The following is a 19,587-nucleotide window of genomic DNA, read 5'->3' as shown; positions in this document are numbered from 1 at the left end:
AAATTTGATAGAATTAATCGGTAGTTATGAAGTTAATTGATTTGGCAAAAGAATTACATGTTTCGGCAGAAGCTTTAAAACAGTTTATTCAGGATTTTGACCTTGATCTTGGTGCTTGTATGAGCACAAGTTTTGATTTAAAGCCGGATTTTGAAAAATTTGCCCGCGAAAATATAGACTTTTTAAAGCTTTATGAAAAAGATCTTGATAAAAGTAAAAGCGTAGAACAAATTGCTGAAACGATCAGCCAGCCAAAGGAAAAAGTAGAAAAAGCCATCAAAGAAATTAATCCTAATATTTTTGATAACGGATTTTTTAAATCTTCTATTTCAAGTTATGGGATCGACAATAAATTAGGCGGGAATTATCAGTTTGTTTACGATTATTTCGGGCATAAAACCAGCCTTCAGCACAGAGATTTTATAGGGTACAGAGACTTGTTTTTCTATATTTCCGGTGTTTTGGAACCGTTTTTAAATCCGCAGCAGATCAAAGACTGGGGAATCAGCAAGCCTGCGGGAATTATCCTGTACGGGCCTCCCGGAAGCGGAAAGATTTTTTGGGCTAATAAAATCGCGGAAATCATTAATTATCAATTTAAAGAAGTCAAAAAGCATTATCTCGGAACGTCTTTCGTAGACGGAAATAAGACCAATTTCAATGACTTTCTAGTAACGATGATGAATGAAGATAAAGTTCTCCTTTTTCTGGATGATTTTGATGAAATTATGAAACAGAGAAATGCCGAAACTGATGTTGCTTCCTGCAATCTTGAGACCCAGGAGATCATTCTTCACCATATCGGAAGATTTGAAAAAGAAGACCTTTTGATGGTCGGTTCTGCAAATTCTGTATCAGAAATTGATGAAGAAATTCTGGCTCCCGGAAGATTTGATGTGATGATTCCTGTTTTCCCGCCGAATGCTTCTGAAAGATCGGAAATCATTTTATATGCCATGACGAAAGATTTACAGCCGGATTCTTTACTCTTTAAAATACTTAAAAATAATAAGGCTGATAAAATCCCTTTCTGGCAGGAAATTTCTTCACAAATGAAGGTTTTCAGCAATACGATGTTGATCGATTTTACCCAAAGCCTTAAAAAAAGAATTAAAAACCAGTATCAGAAAACAAAAAATGAAAATCTTAAAATCGATCAGAACCTTTTAACCAGGGCGTTGAGAGATGCCGGCGGAAAGCTTACAGAAGAATATCTGGATCAGATTGCTAAGTTTTTAAGCGATGCTATTGTTAATAATTATGATGATTTTCAATATAGAATTCAGGCTTTAAAAAAAGAATTGGATAATTACAGAATCGTTGAAGAACCGCCAAGAGAAATAGGTTTTCACCATAATGAAGGCGAAGAAGGGCGAAGCCAGGGGTAATCTGGGGTGAATTTGCTGTACTTGTAAATTTTGCTCTGCAAGTCAATTGTTAATGATTTCACGAAAGTAAAAATTCACAAGTGCAGCTAATTGACGATTTACAATTCACAAAATTACTCATTATCCATGAACAGCATTTGGGAGCTTGAAACATTCTACAGAAAACGGAATATAATCATTATCGGAAGTGGTTTTACCGGGCTGTGGACTGCCATTTCCATTAAAGAGAAATATCCTGAAAAATCAGTTTTAATTATTGAAAGAAATTCTATTCCGTTGGGCGCTTCGACGAGAAATGCCGGTTTTGCGTGTTTTGGAAGTCTTACGGAAATTATTGCCGATTCTGAAAAAATGGGCTGGGAAAAAACACTGGCTCTGGTAAAGATGAGGTTTGAAGGATTACAGAAAATCCAACAGTATTTTAAAAGCTCAGAAATTGATTTTGATTTGAACGGAGGCTATGAAATTCTCAATAATGACCAGTCTTTGCAGAAGATTGATGAAGTTAATGAAAAATTAAAATCCGTTACCGGAATTGATAAAACATATTCTTTAAATCAGCAGAAATTAAAAGAATTCGGATTGGGAAAATCTGAATATTTAATTGAAAACCCTTGCGAAGGAAGCCTTCATTCGGGAAAATTATTACAGAAATTGTTAGAAAAATGTCACGAATTAAAAGTTGAGTTTCTTTTCGCAACAGAAGTTATAAACGTTGTTGAAAATTCAGAAAAAATTGAAGTTCAGCTTTCGGAAGATCTTTCAATTCATTCTGATCAGATTATTCATTGTACGAATGCTTTCAGTGCAAAATTTTTAGATAAAGAAGAAATTATTCCTGCCCGCGGACAAATTATTTTAACCGAATCGATTGAAAATTTAAAAATAAAAGGAACTTTCCATTATGATGAAGGATTTTATTATTTCAGAAATCTTGGAAACAGAATTTTATTGGGTGGTGGAAGAAATCAGGATTTTAAAACAGAAGAAACAACATCTTTTCAAACGACAGAGTTTTTACAAAATCATTTAGAAAATTTTTTAAAGGAAGTAATTTTACCCGATCAGCAATTTACAATTTCCCTCCGCTGGTCAGGAATTATGGCGATGGGCTCTGAAAAAACTCCGATTGTAAAACAGCTTTCTGAGCGACAGTTTTGTGCTGTACGATTATCGGGAATGGGAGTTGCGCTGGCTCCGAAAATTGGGGAGGCTGTTATGAAAATGATTTAAATTAAACCTTGTAATGATAAGGATCTATGGAAATTCGTGGAATAAAATTGCTATTTTTGTAAAAAATAAAATTTTGTGATCAACAACGACCAGATAAAAGAAGTTCAGTCCAGGATTAATGACTTACATAAATATCTTCAGATCGATAAAAAGAAGATAGAAATTGCCAATGATGATGAAAAAACCGCTGCTCCGGAATTTTGGGACAATCCAAAAACGGCTGAAGCTTTCCTGAAACAGCTTCGTTCTAAGAAAAAGTGGGTGGAAAGTTATGACGAGATCAACAGCCAGTTTGAAGACTTGCAGGTTTTAATTGAATTTGCAAAAGAAGATCCCGATTCTGAGAAAGAATTGGATGAAACATTTCCTCAGTTAGTTGAAAAAATCGAAGACCTTGAGTTTAAAAATATGCTCTCTAATGAAGGTGATGAGCTTTCTGCTGTTATTCAGATCACGGCAGGGGCGGGTGGCACAGAAAGTTGCGACTGGGCTTCAATGCTTATGAGAATGTACACCATGTGGGCGGAAAAGCAGGGATATAAAATCAAAGAATTAAACTACCAGGAAGGTGATGTTGCAGGAATAAAAACCGTAACCTTAGAAATCGAGGGAGAATTTGCTTTTGGGTATCTGAGAGGGGAAAACGGGGTTCACCGGTTGGTAAGGATTTCGCCTTTTGATTCTAATGCAAAGCGCCATACAAGTTTCGTTTCGGTGTACGTTTACCCTTTGGTGGATGATACAATCGAGATTAATATTAATCCTGCCGATATTTCATTTGAAACGATGCGAAGCTCTGGAGCGGGAGGCCAGAACGTCAACAAGGTAGAAACGGCCGTGCGTCTTCGCCACGCACCGACAGGAATTATCATCGAAAACTCAGAATCACGCTCACAGCTTCAAAATAAGGAAAAAGCGATGCAGCTGCTTCGTTCAAGGCTCTACGAAATGGAATTGGAAGAACGTCTGAAAGCCCGTAACGAGATCGAAGCCAATAAGATGAAGATCGAATGGGGAAGCCAGATCAGAAATTATGTGATGCATCCTTATAAATTGGTAAAAGACGTACGCTCAGGTTACGAAACATCAGATGTCGATGCTGTAATGAACGGAAATCTTACTCCGTTTCTCAAAGCTTTCCTGATGGCGGATGGCACGGCTGTTTCGGATGATGATTTCGATCTTTAATTTTTAGTTAAAATCTTATAATTAATTTCCTTTTGAAGTTTATTAAGCTTATTTTTGTTACTTATCAATACGTATGGAAGGATTCAATAGTTGGAAAGATTTATTAAACCCCGAGTTTTATATCAATATGGGTGGGTTTTGGCTTATTTTATTTATTATTTTTGCTGAAACCGGTCTTTTTGTAGGATTTTTTTTACCGGGAGATTCTTTACTTTTTGTATCGGGAATTTATGCGGTAGATATTATTTCTAAAACTTTTGGCTCTACAGGAAGCGATTTCCTGGATACAACGATTTTAGCAAGCTCAATTGCTTTTGCTGCGATCATCGGGAATCAGGTAGGATATTGGTTTGGTCACAAAACAGGGCCCGCACTATATAAAAGACAGGATTCTTTCTTATTTAAAAAGAAATATCTCTATCAGGCACACGATTTCTTTGAAAAAAATGGGGCTTTGGCAATTATTATGGCAAGATTTTTACCTGTGGTAAGAACTTTTACCCCTATCGTTGCAGGAATTGTAAGGATGAATAAAAAAGAATTTTTACGTGATAACATCATCGGAGCCGTGCTTTGGTCTTTCCTGTTGATTTTTGCAGGGCATTATCTGGATAAATTATTTATGGACCAGTTTGGAATTGACCTTAAAAAGAAGCTGGAGCTCATCATCATTGTTATCGTTTTAGTAACTACGTTGCCGGTTATCATTAAATTTTTATTCGGGAAGAAAGAAGATTTTTCTAAATATGAAAATCACGATTTCGGAGACGGAGAAGAAAAATAATTTAAAAATAAATGTAAAATATACTGTAACCTGCTTTTGGAGCGGGTTATTTTTTTATCCATTCAAGAATATTGGGATAAATAATACGGTCTCTTTTCTTTTTATTGAAAAACCTTGGCGCATGACCTGTATTTTCCATGAAGATTAATTTATGAGGAATATTTTGTGCTGTTAAAGCTGAATCTAAAGCTAAACCCTGATGCTGATTCACCAGAAAGTCAGTATTTCCCTGAAATAAAAGAGTAGGAACATGGGTAATATTGTAGATCGGACTCGCCTTTTTGAATTCTTCAGACAAATTTTTTCTGTCAAACTTTGTGCCCACCACTTTTTGAATAGTCGGAGAACTATATTTTGAGTAAAAAGAATGTAAGTATTCCGGAGAATAAAAATCTGTCGGTCCGCTCAGAGAGATGATTTTTTTAATCTGTTCAGAGTTTTGGTATCCATATAATAAAGCCAGATGTCCGCCGGCGCTCTCGCCGAGAATAATGTAATTGTCGGGCTCCAGCTCTGCTTTTTCAGCCAAAGAATTAAATTTTACAATAGCGGAACTAATATCTTCCAATTGCTCTTTATAAGTAATTTTTTTTGATGTTGAAACCAGCCTGTAATTCATATTAATGCTTGGGATATTATTCTCAAACAACATCTTCTGAATTTGTATCATATGTTCCTTACGGCCGTATTTCCAGGCACCACCGTGAACGATCAGAACGACAGGAGCCTCTTTCTGATAATCTGAAGGCAGAAAAATATCCATTTTCTGTCTTTTGTGCTCTCCATATTTGAGATTATAAATTTTCTGCTGATTGTTGGTCCCCATCCAAACTCTGAATCTTGAATTACATGAATTTAATAAAAAGCCGATACATCCTAAAACAAAAAAATGATATCTGAGAATAAGCTTTTTCATAGATTAAATTTACGAAAAATTAGCTTTAAAATATTTATATATAAGATGACTTTTTACAGCATTGAATAATATATATAAATGATGGCTTTAATTAATAGGTTTTAGAATTTAATTTAATCAGTCTTATGCTTATTTACCAGTTAGACATATAATTTTAGATGATTTTAGGAGAATGTTTTTCATTATTTATCTTTTTTTTGCATCAAAAATTTTTTAACATATTGGTGAAATAAGAAAAATTATAATAAGAAATCATTTTTTATGGTTTTTATTACATTAAAATTAATAAAGTATATAATAAATTGCGTATAATGCAAAATTTAATTTGTATTAATCATTATTTTTGTAATTTTGTAAAAATTATTTTTAAACACACATATGAAAAAAGTTTTATTAATAACCCTTCTATTATTAGGTTCGGTTATTCGTTTAAATGCTCAAGTGGGAATTGGTACACCTACACCACATGGCACACTAGATTTGGGAACAAACTCTGGAATTGATATTAACGATGTAAAAGGTAAAAAACTTGCCATTTATAACACGTCATCAGGAAATTATTTCTACGGATTTGGGATAAGCCCTAACACACTTCAGTTTCATGCTTCTTCTTCTCCTACAGGAGCACCGGCAATGGTACTACAAAATACAGGAAACCTTGGAATAGGAACTGTAACGCCATCGCCATCTGCGTTAATTGAAATGGCAAGCACATCCAAAGGGCTATTGCCTCCAAGAATGTCAACCGTGCAAAGAGATGGTATTACTCCTAAGCCTGAAGGTTTGGTGATTTATAATCTCGACATTCATTGTCTTCAATACTGGAATGCTACAGAATGGATAGGAAACTGTAGTAACTCAAATGGAGGCGGGGTAGCTACAATTACCAATTGTACTACAACAGCTTTAAGTGGTACTTACCAGCAGGGTATGGCCATGAATAGTAGTAATACAGTGGTTCTTGCCGTAAATGTTACTCAATTGGGAGCATGGTCAGCTGCGAGTAATAGTATGAATGGAGTAACCTTCAGCGGTTCAGGTAATTTTACAGCTTTAGGAAATCAGAATATAACGTTAACTGCAACAGGTACAGCTTCAAGTGGCGGCACGTTTAATTATACTTATACTTTAGGAAACAGTACATGTACCCGTCCTATAACATACAGTAATGGAGGAGGTGTTGCAACAATTACTAATTGTACAACAACAACTTTAAATGGGACTTATCAGCAAGGTATGGCCATGAATAGCAGTAATACAGTTGTTCTTACTGTAAATGTTACACAGCTAGGAGCATGGTCAGCTACAAGCAATACAGCAAATGGTATCAGCTTCAGTGGGTCAGGTACTTTCACGGCATTAGGAAATCAGAATATTACTCTTACAGCGACAGGAACACCTTCAAATTCTGGAAGCTTTAATTATAATTTTAACCTGGGAAGCAGTAATTGTAGTGGCAGAAGTATTAATTTTGGGACTGCACCGTTGACAATTTGTGATATAGGTCCTGCAGATGTACCTAATTCATTTACAATAAGCGGGTTAAATGTTTCTATATCAGCAACCCATACTGGCAGCACAAATAATAGCCAGATTACAAATTGTGCAGGAGGAGGAGCACAAGTAGATTTTGCAACTTCATGGGCATTAGGCTGGAACGGATCTGCAACTGCTACAACAACTACTTTCACTTTTAGCAGACCGGTAAAAGATGTAGAGATTTTCTTAAGCGAATTGAATAGTGGCCAGGCGGTAACATTTACTGCTCAAAATGGGGGCGGAGCTTCTTTTTCGCCAACATTAACGACAACAGCTTATTGTGCTGCGGGTGCTCACAGCATATCAGGAAATACAGTATCTGCATCTACAAGTGGTGTCAGAAGGAATACAGGTCTTAAAATTCAGGCAGGAGGAGCATACTTTACTACGCTTACCATTACTCACAATGGTTTACCTAATACATTAGGTGGTAGTGTACAGCCTTCTTTTAATGGCACAGCTGCGCAACTTGTGATTTGTAATGCTACTGCACAGTAACAAAATTTTCAAATAATAAATTCCATATGACGGCCTTCTTAAATGAAGGTCGTTTTTTATATTAAAGAAGATTATTTATATTGATTATTTAAAAATCATTGAATTTAAAATTATTAAAAAAAGAATTAAATAGTTATTTTTGCTAAACTTAACAGATATTAAAAAAATCTTAAAATATGGCATCTGGTTTTTTCGCGATTTTGGACGATATCGCAGCTTTGATGGATGATGTGGCGGTTACAAGTAAGATAGCAACCCAAAAAACAGCAGGCATACTCGGTGATGACCTTGCAGTAAATGCTGAAAAAGCCACAGGCTTTCTTTCTTCAAGAGAATTGCCGGTTTTATGGGCAATCATGAAAGGATCTTTTATTAATAAGCTAATCATTCTTCCTATTGTATTTTTGCTCAACTGGCTGTACGCTCCTGCCATTAATTATGTATTGATTCTTGGAGGATTATATTTAGCCTTTGAAGGCGTTGAAAAAATTCTAGAATTTCTTTTTCACCGTTCTAAAGAAGGTCATGAAGTGGTAGAAGAAATTGATACGGAAAAAAGTTCTGAAGAAATAGAAAAATCAAAAATAAAATCCGCAATTATGACGGACTTTATTTTATCGATTGAAATTGTAATTATTGCTTTGGGAACAGTATTGGAAGAAAGCCATCCTTTCATTACACAAATTTTAGTAACGAGTTTAGTTGCATTTATTGCTACTGTAGGAGTTTACGGAATTGTTGCTCTTATCGTAAGGATGGATGATGCAGGATTTAAATTAATCAGAAAAAGTAATGATAAGGGATTCTTCGGAAAGCTCGGACATCTATTAGTGAAGGCTTTGCCAATTGTTATTAAGGCTTTAGGCATAATCGGGACGATTGCTCTGATTATGGTAGCTGGTGGCATTTTTGCCCATAGAGTAGAGTATCTTCATCATATTTTACCAACTTGGTCTTCGAATGAGATCCTTCTTATTTTAAAAGAAATTATTTTTGGACTTGCCGGAGGATTAGCAGCAGTGGCTCTTTTTACGATAGGTAAAGGAGCTGTTTCTTTAGTTAAACGTAAATAGAAGTTGATAATAATAAAATATCCGGCTTCAATTCTTGAAGCCGGATATTTTTTAATAAATAGACTTATAAAAGCCTCTTTATCTATTTTTAGTTGAATAAATCTTTCACTTTATCAAAGAAAGTTTTTTCTTTTCCGGAAGGTTCTGCAACCATTTCTCCGCTTGCCATTTGCTTTTCAAAGAAATCTTTTTGATCTTTTGTAAGCTTTTGCGGTGTCCAGACATTGATGTGAATAAACATATCACCTTTGCCGTAGCTGTCAATGCTTGGTAAACCTTTTCCTGCCAATCTTAAGATTTTTCCGGATTGTGTTCCTGCATCAACGGTGATTTTTACTTTTCCACCAACTGTCGGAACTTCTCTCTTAGTTCCCAACGCCGCTTCTGCATACGAAATATATAATTCCTGATGAAGATTATCGCCTTCTCTTTTAATTACCTTATCAATTTCTTCCTCAACAATCACCAAAAGATCTCCGGGAATTCCTCCAAAAGGCGCGTCATTACCTTTTCCTCTTACATTTAATTGAATTCCGTCTCTTGCTCCGGCAGGGATGTTAATCGTGATTTCTTCCTCATCTTTTACCAAACCTTGCGCATTTGCTCCGGCAGGGATTTTATCTGCCACTTTTCCGATTCCCTGACAGGTTCCACAGGTAGTCTGGGTCTGCATCTGACCGAACATGGTGTTCATAACCTTCATCTGCACACCGGAACCGCCACAGGTAGGACAGGTTTTTGAAGTGGCGCCTTCCGCCATCTTCATTTTTTTTACCTTAATAGTTTTTTGCGTTCCGTTGACCATTTCTTCAAGGTTCAGCTTGATTCTGATTCTTAAATTAGAACCCTTCACTTGCTGACGGCCACCGCCGCCACCAAATCCTCCAAAACCGCCACCACCGAAAATATCTCCAAACTGACTGAAAATATCCTCCATGTTCATTCCGCCGCCGAAACCTCCGCCACCAAAGCCGCCGCTTCCGCCAACACCTGCATGGCCAAACTGATCGTATCTTGCGCGTTTTTGTTCGTCACTCAATACCTCATAAGCTTCTGCAGCTTCCTTAAAGCTTTCCTCGGCTTCTTTATCTCCCGGATTTTTATCAGGGTGAAATTTAATCGCCATTTTGCGGTAGGCTTTCTTTATTTCGTCGGCTGAGGCAGATTTACTGATCTCAAGAACCTCGTAATAATCTCTTTTTGACATGTCTTTTTATAATTGATTATCGATAAATGATAATTGATACCGTTGCTTCCGGCTTATCGCTTGCTGCCTATCAATTATCTCTCATCATTTATCATTTAATTTTAATTTCCTGTTACTACTTTTGCAAAACGGATTACTTTATCTCCTAAAGTATATCCTGTCTCGATTACATCTACGATTTTACCTTTCAAATCATCTGATGGTGCAGGAATTTGAGTAATTGCTTCATGGAAATCTACATTAAAGCTGTCTCCGGCTCTTACTTCCATAGGCTTTAATCCTTTCTCCGTTAATTTATTTTTGAATTTGTTGTAAATTAATTCAACACCTTGTAAATCAGAAGGATTTCCGTTTTTAGCGATTTCTTTAATTGCTCTTTCAAAATCATCCAAAACGCCAAGCATAGAAACCATCATGTCCTGGTTTGCATATTGGAAGAATTCCATCTTTTCCTTTGAAGTTCTTTTTTTATAATTTTCAAATTCAGCATATAGTCTGATGTAACGGTCTTTTTCTTCTGCCAAAAGTTCTTCTGCAGAAGGTTGAGCTGTCACATTGTCTTCCGAAGGAGCTTCGTTCTGAATGTTGTTTTCTTCTTGATTATTGATGCTTTCTTCGTTGATATCCTGATTATCCATAATTCAATATTTATTTTCTCTATTCTTAGTCAAAGATTCTGCCAAAGAAAAAATTGAGACATTAAGGCAGAATTTGCAGAGAATAGCCAATTGTTAATGGTCAATTTTTCCGGCCTAAATTCACTATTCACTGTTCACTGTTCACTATTGAGAATTGAGAATTGACAATTCACTCTATTTTTTTAGAAGCAATTTCCAGCTTTCCGCACTCGCTATTTTTATATTTCGGCGGCGGCGGCAAAGCCGCCGCCGAAATATAAAAAATGAGCTCAGACAAATGCTGCAATCTGGGCTAGGAAAATGATACGGCAATCTCTTTACGCATAAAGATATTAAAACACTAAGTTAACCGCCCAACATGACGTCTAATTAATTGAGATAGATTGAGAAGACGACAAAAATCCTAGCCCCGATTGTAGAGAAAATCCTTTTTTGAAAAAAAAGATTGCAACGGAAAGCGGGAAATAGCTTCTAATTTTTATAGTCAATGGTGAATTATCAATTCATTTTGTTGTCAATTTTCCCGTGGGTGATGGTAAAATTTACTGTTGCCGATTCACCATTCACTTTAAAATTATTCCCCGAAAAAGGTCTGATACAACAGATAAAGGTTTAAAATAATAATGACAAATGAAATAATCCAGACACAGATTTTTAAAAATGGTTTGTTGACAAATTCGCCCATTTTTGCTTTGTCGCTGGTAAACATAACCAGAGGCACCACCGCAAAACTCAACTGCATCGACAAAATTACCTGACTTAATACCAGTAATTCGGTTGTTCCCTGTTCGCCATACAAAATAGCAACAATTAATGCAGGAATTACGGCAATTAATCTCGTTATCAAACGCCTTAGCCAAGGTTTTAATCTGATATTTAAAAAGCCTTCCATTACGATTTGTCCGGCTAAAGTTCCTGTTAATGTAGAATTTTGCCCTGATGCCAATAAGGCAATGGCAAAAGCGATACTTGCCATTGAAGCACCCAAAATAGGAGTAAGCATTTTATAAGCATCGTGAATATCCGCAACGTGTTTATTTCCTGTTATATGAAAGGTTGCAGCGGCTAAAATCAGAATTGCCCCATTAATGAAAAATGCCAGCATCAAAGAAACCGTACTGTCTAAAGTGGCAAACTTTATGGCTTCTTTTTTCCCCTCTCTGTCACGGGTGTAATCTCTTGTCTGCACAATACTGCTGTGCAAATAGAGGTTGTGAGGCATTACAGTCGCGCCTAAAATTCCGATGGCAATATAAAGCATTGCCGGATTTTGAATGATTTCTGCTTTTGGAACCAATCCTCCCAGCATTTCGTTGATGGCAGGCTGAGAAATTACAATTTCATAAATAAAACAGGCCAGAATGATGAAAATCAATCCGCCAACGATGCTTTCGATCCATCTGAAGCCTTTTGACTGAAGTAAAAGAATAACCAGAACATCTACTGTTGTAATTACAATTCCCCAGGTCAACGGAATATGAAAAAGCAAATTTAAAGCAATGGCAGAACCTATAACTTCTGCGAGATCACAGGCTGCAATGGCTATTTCACAGAAAATCCAAAGCATAAAGTTGGTTTTCGGGCCAAAATGATCTCTGCAAGCCTGAGCCAGATCTCTTTCGGCAACAACTCCCAATTTTACAGACAAATGCTGTAAAACCATCGCAAAAATATTAGAAATTAAAATAACAGATAGAAGAGTATATCCAAATTGTGCACCTCCCGCAATATCTGTGGCCCAGTTTCCCGGATCCATATAACCTACGGCAACCATCAAGCCGGGACCTGCAAAAGCCAGGTATTTTCTCCAAAAGCTTCCGCCTTTTGGAACTTTGACAGAAGAGTAAACTTCTGATAGAGAATGGGATGTTTTATCTTTACGCCAAGCGCTTTTTAATTTCAAATTCATAAATGTTAGAAATGACTAACAAATTTAATTAAATAAATGAATATATAACAGTAATGAAAAGAAAAAATCCCGAAAATTACTTTCCGGGACTTATTTTTATTCAGTCTAAAGATTATTTTGCAAATCTTACGGACATTTTTCTGTCAGACGCTCTTTCTGCATCAGATGCGGCTGCATCAACTTTAGCAAATTGGCTTCCGTATCCTTCAGCATCCAAAACCTGAGCTCCAACGCCTTGTTTTCCTAGCCAGTCTTTAATAAAATTAGCTCTTTCCTTAGAAATTTTTAAGTTTACAGCTTCATTTCCTGTTTTGTCTGTATAACCGCCGATTTTAATTTTGGCATCAGGATAAGCTTTTAAAATAGCAACTAAATTCTGTAACTGGCCTTCTGATCCCGCTTCCAATTGGTTTCCGCTTCCTGATTTGAAGTTTACATGGTCAAAATCATACCATTTATCTTTTAAAGCGTCATCGTTTGCAGCATTTTTATAGCCGTCTGACTTTAAGAATGTAATCATCTGATCTTCCAATCCGCCTTTGTAGCCTTTAAGAGCTGTACCGTTTAAGTCAATATTTTCATCAACTTTTGAGGTAGTTACCGCTGTTCCGGCTGTATCTGCAGGAGCTACTGCAGTCGCTGTATCAGTCGCTACTTTTGATGAGTCTGCAACAGTAGTTGTTGTCGTTGTTTCTTTTTTCTCGCATTGCTTCCAAAGGAAATAACCAACGGCAATTAAAAGCAATAGAGGAAGCAACCATTTCCAGATTGAGCCTCCGCTGTCGTTATTTTTTTCAGGGTATGTGCCTGTAGGTGTTGTGCTTCTTGTAACCTCGATTTTCGGTTCTTCATGAGAAGTTGTTTTTATTGTATCGTTATCATTGTCAAACTTGTAGCCTTTAGCCCAATCCCAATCTCCGATATTTAACGAAGCCAGGGAGAGTCCTGCAGGCAGTAAGCCGGAAACAATCCCTTTTTGGTCATTCAATAAGTTTGAAATCCCGGACTTGTCCAGGTTATTATCAGCCGCATATTTTCCGATAGTTCCTACGGTAGCGCCGGTAACCATATTCAGCAAAGAACTTGAAGAATTATTGCTAATTCCTGCATAGGTTGCAATAGCGTTTACAATTCCGCTGATCTTATCACCAAAAATTGACGCTAATAAACCGGAGATCACAGAATTATTTGATCCGTTCAATAAATTCCCTAACATTCCGTTTGACGACGCATTTGAGATTGCATCCAAAACATTCGGATTGTCTGAATTATTTGCTAATCCGCCAACAACTGCAGGCAGTAAGCCTCCAATAGCTTTTGAAATACCTGATTCACTTTCTCCAAACTGCGATGCAGCCTGAGATACCAAAGCGGGACCTAATTGCCCTTTAATTAAATCAATGACATTTAAAGACATAATAAATTATTTTGAGATTAATGTGTTATAAATTTAAACAAAAATCTGTCCAAATCTCATTTTTAAATAAAAAATCTTTAAAAATTACATGAATTTTTAAAGATTTATCAATTTTATCAAGTTGAATTTTAATATGCTTTTGCGAATAAAACTCGTCTTTTAGATGGTTTTCCCGAAATTAAAGAAACACCTTCTTCAATATCATCATCCAAAGGAATACATCTGATCGTAGCTTTTGTCTGTTCTTTGATCTGCTCTTCCTCTTCGGCAGTTCCGTCCCAATGAGCATAGATAAATCCTCCTTTTTCCTCTAAAACCTTCTTAAATTCATCAAAATTGTCAACTTTGGTAATGTTGTCTTGTCTGAAGCTTGCGGCTTTAGTATAAAGATCTTTCTGAATTGTTTTCAATAACTCATCGATATAAGAATCCAGTCCGTCAATAGAATGAGTTTCTTTCGTTAAATTATCTCTTCTGGCAATTTCTACAGATTTGTTTTCTAAATCTCTTGGTCCCATTGCAATTCTTACCGGAACACCTTTTAATTCGTATTCTGCGAATTTCCAGCCCGGTTTGTTTTGGGTATCATTGTCGAATTTCACAGAAATACCTTTTGCTCTTAATTTAGCCTGAATATCTAAAGCAACTTCACTGATTTCTGCTAATTGCTCTTCCCCTTTAAAAATAGGAACAATCACCACCTGAATCGGTGCCAATGTCGGAGGCAATACCAATCCGAAATCATCTGAATGCGTCATAATTAAAGCTCCCATCAAACGGGTTGAAGTTCCCCAAGATGTTGCCCAGGCGTGCTCGATTTTTCCTTCTTTATTCGTGAATTTTACATCGAAAGCTTTCGCAAAATTTTGTCCTAAAAAGTGAGAAGTTCCTGCCTGAAGTGCTTTTCCGTCTTGCATTAATGCCTCAATGCAATACGTTTCGTCAGCTCCTGCAAATCTTTCAGAAGGTGTTTTTATCCCTTGGATTACAGGCATTGCCATAAAGTTTTCTGCAAAATCTGCATATACTTTATTCATTTTTTCAGCTTCTTCAATCGCTTCATCTTTTGTAGCGTGAGCGGTGTGACCTTCCTGCCATAAGAATTCTGCCGTTCTTAAAAATAAACGGGTTCTCATTTCCCAACGTACAACATTTGCCCATTGGTTAATTAATATAGGTAAATCTCTGTAAGACTGAATCCAGTTTTTATAAGTGCTCCAGATAATCGCTTCTGATGTAGGGCGAACGATCAGCTCTTCTTCCAGTTTAGCATCAGGATCCACAATCAGCTTACCGGGATTATCAGGATCGTTTTTTAATCTGTAATGCGTGACAACTGCACATTCTTTAGCAAAACCTTCAGCATTTTTTTCTTCAGCCTCAAACAAGCTTTTGGGCACAAAAAGCGGGAAATAAGCATTAACGTGACCTGTTTCTTTGAATTTTTTATCCATTTCATCACGCATTTTCTCCCAGATTGCATAGCCATATGGTTTGATCACCATGCATCCTCTTACTCCTGAGTTTTCAGCTAAATCGGCTTTTACAACCAACTCATTATACCATTTGCTGTAATCTTCGCTTCTTGAGGTTAATTTTGCCATTATTTTTTTTAATTTTTTTAACTTTTTGCTATTATTGTTATCTAAAAATAAAAATCTATTTTTGATAGATTTTTGTACCCGTGTTTTGGTACATTTTTGGTACAGATTGCAAATATAATTTAAATTAAAAATTTTTACGTTATCATGAAAAGAAATATACATAAAAATTTGCTTGGTATGTTAAAATCCAAAGGGGTTTTGGCAATAGCAGGCGGATTATTGCTTATGTCTTGTGGTGCTCAAATGGGAGGGTACAGTGAGACTGACGGGGTTTATTACGACCCGAATAAAGATACGCTACCTGAAGGAGTAATCATTAATGGTAACGAAGGCAACAGAGTAGGAGAATATTATGATTATTATCAGGATGATTCAAATCTTATTCAAAATGCTGAAGCCAATTCCAATGAAGGCAAATATGATTCATGGAATGATTACAACGGAAACGGAAATGCCACAGATTCAGACTGGGGTAATTTTGCAGGCTCTCAAGTTAATTATTATGATAATTCCTGGGGATCACCTTGGGGATGGTACGGTTACAGCCCATATTGGGGAATGAACAGAGGCTGGGGCTGGGGTCTTGGTCTTTCATGGGGCTGGGGTAATTCATGGGGCTGGAATATGGGCTGGGGATACTCACCTTATTGGGGCGGTTACTATGATCCGTTCTGGGGTGGATATTACGGCTATGGCTACGGATACCCTTATTGGGGTGGATATTATGGTACCGGATACTGGGGTAATTACAGAAGAAGTGGTGCGTCAGGAAGAGGTTTCAACAGTTACAACGGAGGTTTTACCAATAAAACAGGAAATAATTCAGGGTTCAGAACTGGTGGTTCGGGATTCAGACAAGGAAATACAAATAATTCCGGCTTCAGACAGGGCAATGGCAACTTTAGACAAGGTCAGGGAGGCTTCAGAGGAAGTAACAGCAGTGGCGGTTTCAGACAAGGAAACGGAAACATGAATGGTGGTTTCAGAAATCAATCCGGTTACAGAAGACCTCAGCAAAATTATAATTATCAACAGCCACAACAGCAGCCAAATTATAGAAATGACGGTGGTTTCAGATCATCAGGTGGATTTAATTCTAACAGCGGCGGCGGTGGCGGCTTCAGATCAGGAGGTTCTTCTGGCGGCGGTGGCGGTTTCAGATCCGGCGGCGGTGGAGGCGGTGGCTTCAGAGGTGGCAGATAATTTTAAAACTTAATAACTATTCAAAAAATAATGTTAAAAAATTCTTTAGTAATAATGAGTATTTCTGCCGCATTTTTTGCGCAGGCTCAAGATGTTTCCATTATTAGAAATTCTTTAGATGTATATTCAAACGCTCCGCTGATGGGCTCTTCCAAGTTTAATGCGATGGGAGGCGCAAACGGAGCGTTGGGAGGTGACGCAAGCTCCTTGCTGACGAACCCTGCAGGTTTGGGGGTTGCTATTTCAGGGGAAATTTCAGGAACTTTATCTATTTTAAATAATAAAAACACATCTTCTCTGGCAGGCTCATCCCGTGAATATGACATCACAAAAGGAGATCTTGGAAATGTAGGTGGTGTGATGACTTTTCAGCTGATGACTGAAAGTGCTTGGAAATTCATCAATGTTGGGGTAAACTTCTCTAACCAATCGATTGAAAACTATGTTGAAACTCCGGGAAACAGTAATTTGATTTATGATTATCCTGATCAGAGCTTAACTTATAACAGACATGCTTATGACAGATATGGAAGTGTATCTAAAACAAGTGTCGGAGTTGGGGCAAATTATAATCACGTCTTTTATATCGGAGCAGGATTAAACTTCTTCAATACATCTATTGATCAATCAGATACTGCGGCTTTTACTTCCAGTTTAGGAGGAACAGAGCTTTTTAGCAAACAAAATACTCCCTATTATGAAAGAGCGAACGGTTTTTCAGCATCATTAGGGGTGATTGGTAAATTAGGCAAGAACTTCAGATTAGGAGCAGCCTTAGAAACTCCGACGTTCTGGAATATTGACAGAAGCTACAACTTCTACAACGACCCTGATTTCGGCGACGATATCGGCCTTGAAAACAGAAAGCTTACGACACCTTTAAAAGCTACGGTGAGCGCTGCGTTTGTAGCGAGTAAAAATTTCTCATTAAATGTAGATTATACTCTTGGCTTAACGAGATCTAAGTATAAAGTTTACGGCGAGGCAGAAAGAGAACTGAATGATTTCTTCAAAGATTTCTCAAAAAACCAATCAGAAGTGAGAGTAGGTGCCGAGTATAGAATTAAACAATTCAGATTGAGAGGCGGATATTCTTATGCTTCCAATCCTCTGGATGCGGTTAATATCAGCAGATACACAGATATGGGCGATGTAATTGATCAAAATTACGACAACCTTATTTTAAGTGACAGAAACGCGTTGTCTTTCGGTATAGGATATGATTTCAAATCATTCTATGTAGATGCAGCGTATCAGAATATTTCATCAAAATACAGCAATCCTTTCATGAGAGGTGTTCAGGATCCTGCTAACGGAATTGATTCTGCATATTATTCAGCGACAAAATACATGACAAGCGACGCTTACATTGTATCAGACGTAAAAAATATCAGAAATAACTTCTTTCTTACATTTGGCTGGAAGTTCTAAACTCCAGATTTAGTGTAATGAGTGATTAAATTGAGGCTCCGGATCGAAGATCCGGAGCCTTTTATTTTTTATAATTATTTAGATTTATAAGAATTTAATGATAATGCCCCATCTGTGAATGATCATGGAACAAATGCATCATTAAGGCTAAAGAAACACCTACAATCACCAGTCCTATTTTTATCCAGTCGATGTTGTGGTTTTTATTGCTTTCAAAGATAATAACGGAAGAAATATGCAGGAAAATACCTCCAACGATGGCTAAGAAATAAGGTTGTAAATCAGGATTAAAATAATTACCCAGCAACATTCCCAACGGAGAAGCCAACGCAAATAATGCCACAATTAATAATGAAGGATAAGATGGTGTTTTGCTTCCCTCTTTTCTGTTGAATAAAAATGCTCCCAAAATAAACGAGATCGGGATATTATGAAAAACAATTCCCAAAAGATAAGGCGAAAGTGCATGTTCTTCGTTGGCTAAAGGAATTCCTTCAATAAAAGCATGAACAAATAATCCCACCATTAAAGCAACAGGAAGGATATTATGATCGCTATGATGGTGAAAATGCCCGTGTTCAAAGCCTTTGGTCAATGCTTCCAGAATCATTTGCAAAAGCACTCCTGCAATGACAAAAATGCCAAGATTGCTGCTGCTCAATTCAGAATTGTAAACCTGTGGAAATACTTCATTTAAACAAATGGTAATTAAAAATCCGGCACTTAAAATCAGGAGATTTTTCGCCAGCTTCTCTTTTTTACCGAAATGTTTTCCAAGAAATACACCCGCAATGACACTGAAAATCAGTAAAAGTACTGTTATCATTTTTTCTTAAATAAATTGATACAACGAAGTGAAGTTTCTTTATTAAATTCGTTCAACTGATAGTCTCCCCAGATTTTTATTCTTTCAAAACCGCATTCTGTAGCATAAGAATTAATGGCTTCCAGCGTGTGAAGCTTTACTTTTTCAAAGAAATGGTAAGGTTTTCCGTCTGCTTCAAATTGAATATCTTTAACGATGTGTCTGCCCTCGATTTTTTTACAGATTTTAAATTCAATATCTCCACGTTTAATAATGGATTCCGGAGCGATTATTTTTCGCACATATTCCTCATTCAGATAATCCAGAACAAAATATCCTCCCGGCTTTAGAACATTATAAACAGATTGAAACACTTTTTTATCATCACTTTCATTATCAAAATATCCGAAGCTTGTAAAAAGATTAAAAACTGCATCCATCGGATCTGCATCGATCGGATTTCGCATATCATGAACGTTGAATATAAGAGTCTGATTTTCAAATTGTTTGTCGAATTCTATACTCTGTCTCGAAAGGTCGAGCCCTAATACATCATAGCCCAGTTTATTAAGAAAAACAGAGTGTCTTCCTTTTCCGCAAGCTAAATCAATAATTTTAGATGAAGGGGGCAGTTGAAGCTCCGCAGTAAGTTTTGTAATAAAATTTTCTGCCTCCGTATAGTCTCTGTTACTATAAAGCAAATGATAATAAGGTGTATCAAACCAAGATTCAAACCATTCCATAATGCAAAAAT

At 36.7% G+C, this 19,587-nt stretch carries 16 protein-coding genes; 8 read left to right on the top strand and 8 right to left on the bottom strand.

From position 1 onward, the window contains the following. Positions 1-26 precede the first annotated feature (26 nt). The 4 genes from BLT04_RS01675 to BLT04_RS01660 all read left to right on the top strand — a co-directional run bounded on the left by BLT04_RS01675 (position 27) and on the right by BLT04_RS01660 (position 4,593). On the top strand, positions 27-1,388 hold the full coding sequence (locus tag BLT04_RS01675) for an AAA family ATPase (protein ID WP_089753050.1): 1,362 nt from the start codon (positions 27-29) through the stop codon (positions 1,386-1,388). Between the two features lie 126 nt (positions 1,389-1,514). Next, on the top strand, positions 1,515-2,621 hold the full coding sequence (locus tag BLT04_RS01670) for an NAD(P)/FAD-dependent oxidoreductase (RefSeq protein ID WP_089753048.1): 1,107 nt from the start codon (positions 1,515-1,517) through the stop codon (positions 2,619-2,621). Positions 2,622-2,696: 75 nt separating this feature from the next. Further along, on the top strand, positions 2,697-3,809 hold the full coding sequence (prfB, locus tag BLT04_RS01665) for a peptide chain release factor 2 (protein WP_089753047.1): 1,113 nt from the start codon (positions 2,697-2,699) through the stop codon (positions 3,807-3,809). 73 nt (positions 3,810-3,882) lie between these two features. Beyond that, positions 3,883-4,593, top strand: a complete 711-nt coding sequence (locus BLT04_RS01660; RefSeq protein ID WP_089753045.1) for a DedA family protein — start codon at positions 3,883-3,885, stop codon at positions 4,591-4,593. Between the two features lie 46 nt (positions 4,594-4,639). On the opposite strand, the gene BLT04_RS01655 is transcribed toward BLT04_RS01660, so the two are convergent. Then, a complete protein-coding gene (locus tag BLT04_RS01655; protein ID WP_089753043.1) occupies positions 4,640-5,509 on the bottom strand; it encodes an alpha/beta hydrolase in 870 nt (289 codons plus the stop codon). Between the two features lie 378 nt (positions 5,510-5,887). Here BLT04_RS01655 and BLT04_RS01650 point away from each other — a divergent pair, with 378 nt between their 5' ends. Beyond that, positions 5,888-7,546 carry a hypothetical protein gene (locus BLT04_RS01650; RefSeq protein ID WP_089753041.1) on the top strand — a complete coding sequence of 553 codons (1,659 nt, stop codon included), beginning with the start codon at positions 5,888-5,890 and terminating at the stop codon, positions 7,544-7,546. A 176-nt stretch (positions 7,547-7,722) separates the two neighbouring features. Further along, entirely contained in the window at positions 7,723-8,619 is an 897-nt protein-coding gene (locus BLT04_RS01645; protein WP_089753040.1) for a DUF808 domain-containing protein, read from the top strand. Positions 8,620-8,707: 88 nt separating this feature from the next. Here the strand turns inward: BLT04_RS01645 and dnaJ are convergent, their stop codons facing one another. The 5 genes from dnaJ to proS form a co-directional block, all read right to left on the bottom strand. Next, entirely contained in the window at positions 8,708-9,826 is a 1,119-nt protein-coding gene (gene dnaJ / locus BLT04_RS01640; RefSeq protein WP_089753038.1) for a molecular chaperone DnaJ, read from the bottom strand. A gap of 101 nt (positions 9,827-9,927) precedes the next feature. Further along, a complete protein-coding gene (locus tag BLT04_RS01635) occupies positions 9,928-10,464 on the bottom strand; it encodes a nucleotide exchange factor GrpE (protein WP_089753037.1) in 537 nt (178 codons plus the stop codon). A gap of 574 nt (positions 10,465-11,038) precedes the next feature. Further along, on the bottom strand, positions 11,039-12,373 hold the full coding sequence (locus BLT04_RS01630; RefSeq protein ID WP_089753035.1) for an Nramp family divalent metal transporter: 1,335 nt from the start codon (positions 12,371-12,373) through the stop codon (positions 11,039-11,041). 112 nt (positions 12,374-12,485) lie between these two features. Beyond that, positions 12,486-13,790, bottom strand: a complete 1,305-nt coding sequence (locus BLT04_RS01625) for an OmpA family protein (RefSeq protein ID WP_089753033.1) — start codon at positions 13,788-13,790, stop codon at positions 12,486-12,488. A 128-nt stretch (positions 13,791-13,918) separates the two neighbouring features. Next, on the bottom strand, positions 13,919-15,394 hold the full coding sequence (gene proS / locus BLT04_RS01620) for a proline--tRNA ligase (RefSeq protein ID WP_089754178.1): 1,476 nt from the start codon (positions 15,392-15,394) through the stop codon (positions 13,919-13,921). 177 nt (positions 15,395-15,571) lie between these two features. Here proS and BLT04_RS01615 point away from each other — a divergent pair, with 177 nt between their 5' ends. After that, complete coding sequence (locus tag BLT04_RS01615) at positions 15,572-16,597, top strand: prolyl-tRNA synthetase (RefSeq protein ID WP_170828397.1); 1,026 nt, start codon at positions 15,572-15,574, stop codon at positions 16,595-16,597. Positions 16,598-16,651: 54 nt separating this feature from the next. After that, positions 16,652-18,028: an OmpP1/FadL family transporter gene (locus tag BLT04_RS01610; protein WP_089754176.1), complete on the top strand. Its 1,377-nt coding sequence runs from the start codon at positions 16,652-16,654 to the stop codon at positions 18,026-18,028. Between the two features lie 94 nt (positions 18,029-18,122). Here BLT04_RS01610 and BLT04_RS01605 read toward each other — a convergent pair whose 3' ends face one another. Together BLT04_RS01605 and BLT04_RS01600 are read right to left on the bottom strand one after the other, a co-directional pair. Then, complete coding sequence (locus tag BLT04_RS01605; protein ID WP_089754174.1) at positions 18,123-18,851, bottom strand: ZIP family metal transporter; 729 nt, start codon at positions 18,849-18,851, stop codon at positions 18,123-18,125. Then, on the bottom strand, positions 18,851-19,576 hold the full coding sequence (locus BLT04_RS01600; protein ID WP_089753028.1) for a class I SAM-dependent DNA methyltransferase: 726 nt from the start codon (positions 19,574-19,576) through the stop codon (positions 18,851-18,853). Before BLT04_RS01600 ends, BLT04_RS01605 begins: the two co-directional genes overlap by 1 nt. Positions 19,577-19,587 lie beyond the last annotated feature (11 nt).

This window comes from Chryseobacterium soldanellicola (genome assembly GCF_900100115.1).
Lineage (GTDB): Bacteria > Bacteroidota > Bacteroidia > Flavobacteriales > Weeksellaceae > Chryseobacterium > Chryseobacterium soldanellicola.
Note: the sequence above shows the minus strand (reverse complement) of the source record. Positions and strands in the feature narration are given on the sequence as shown.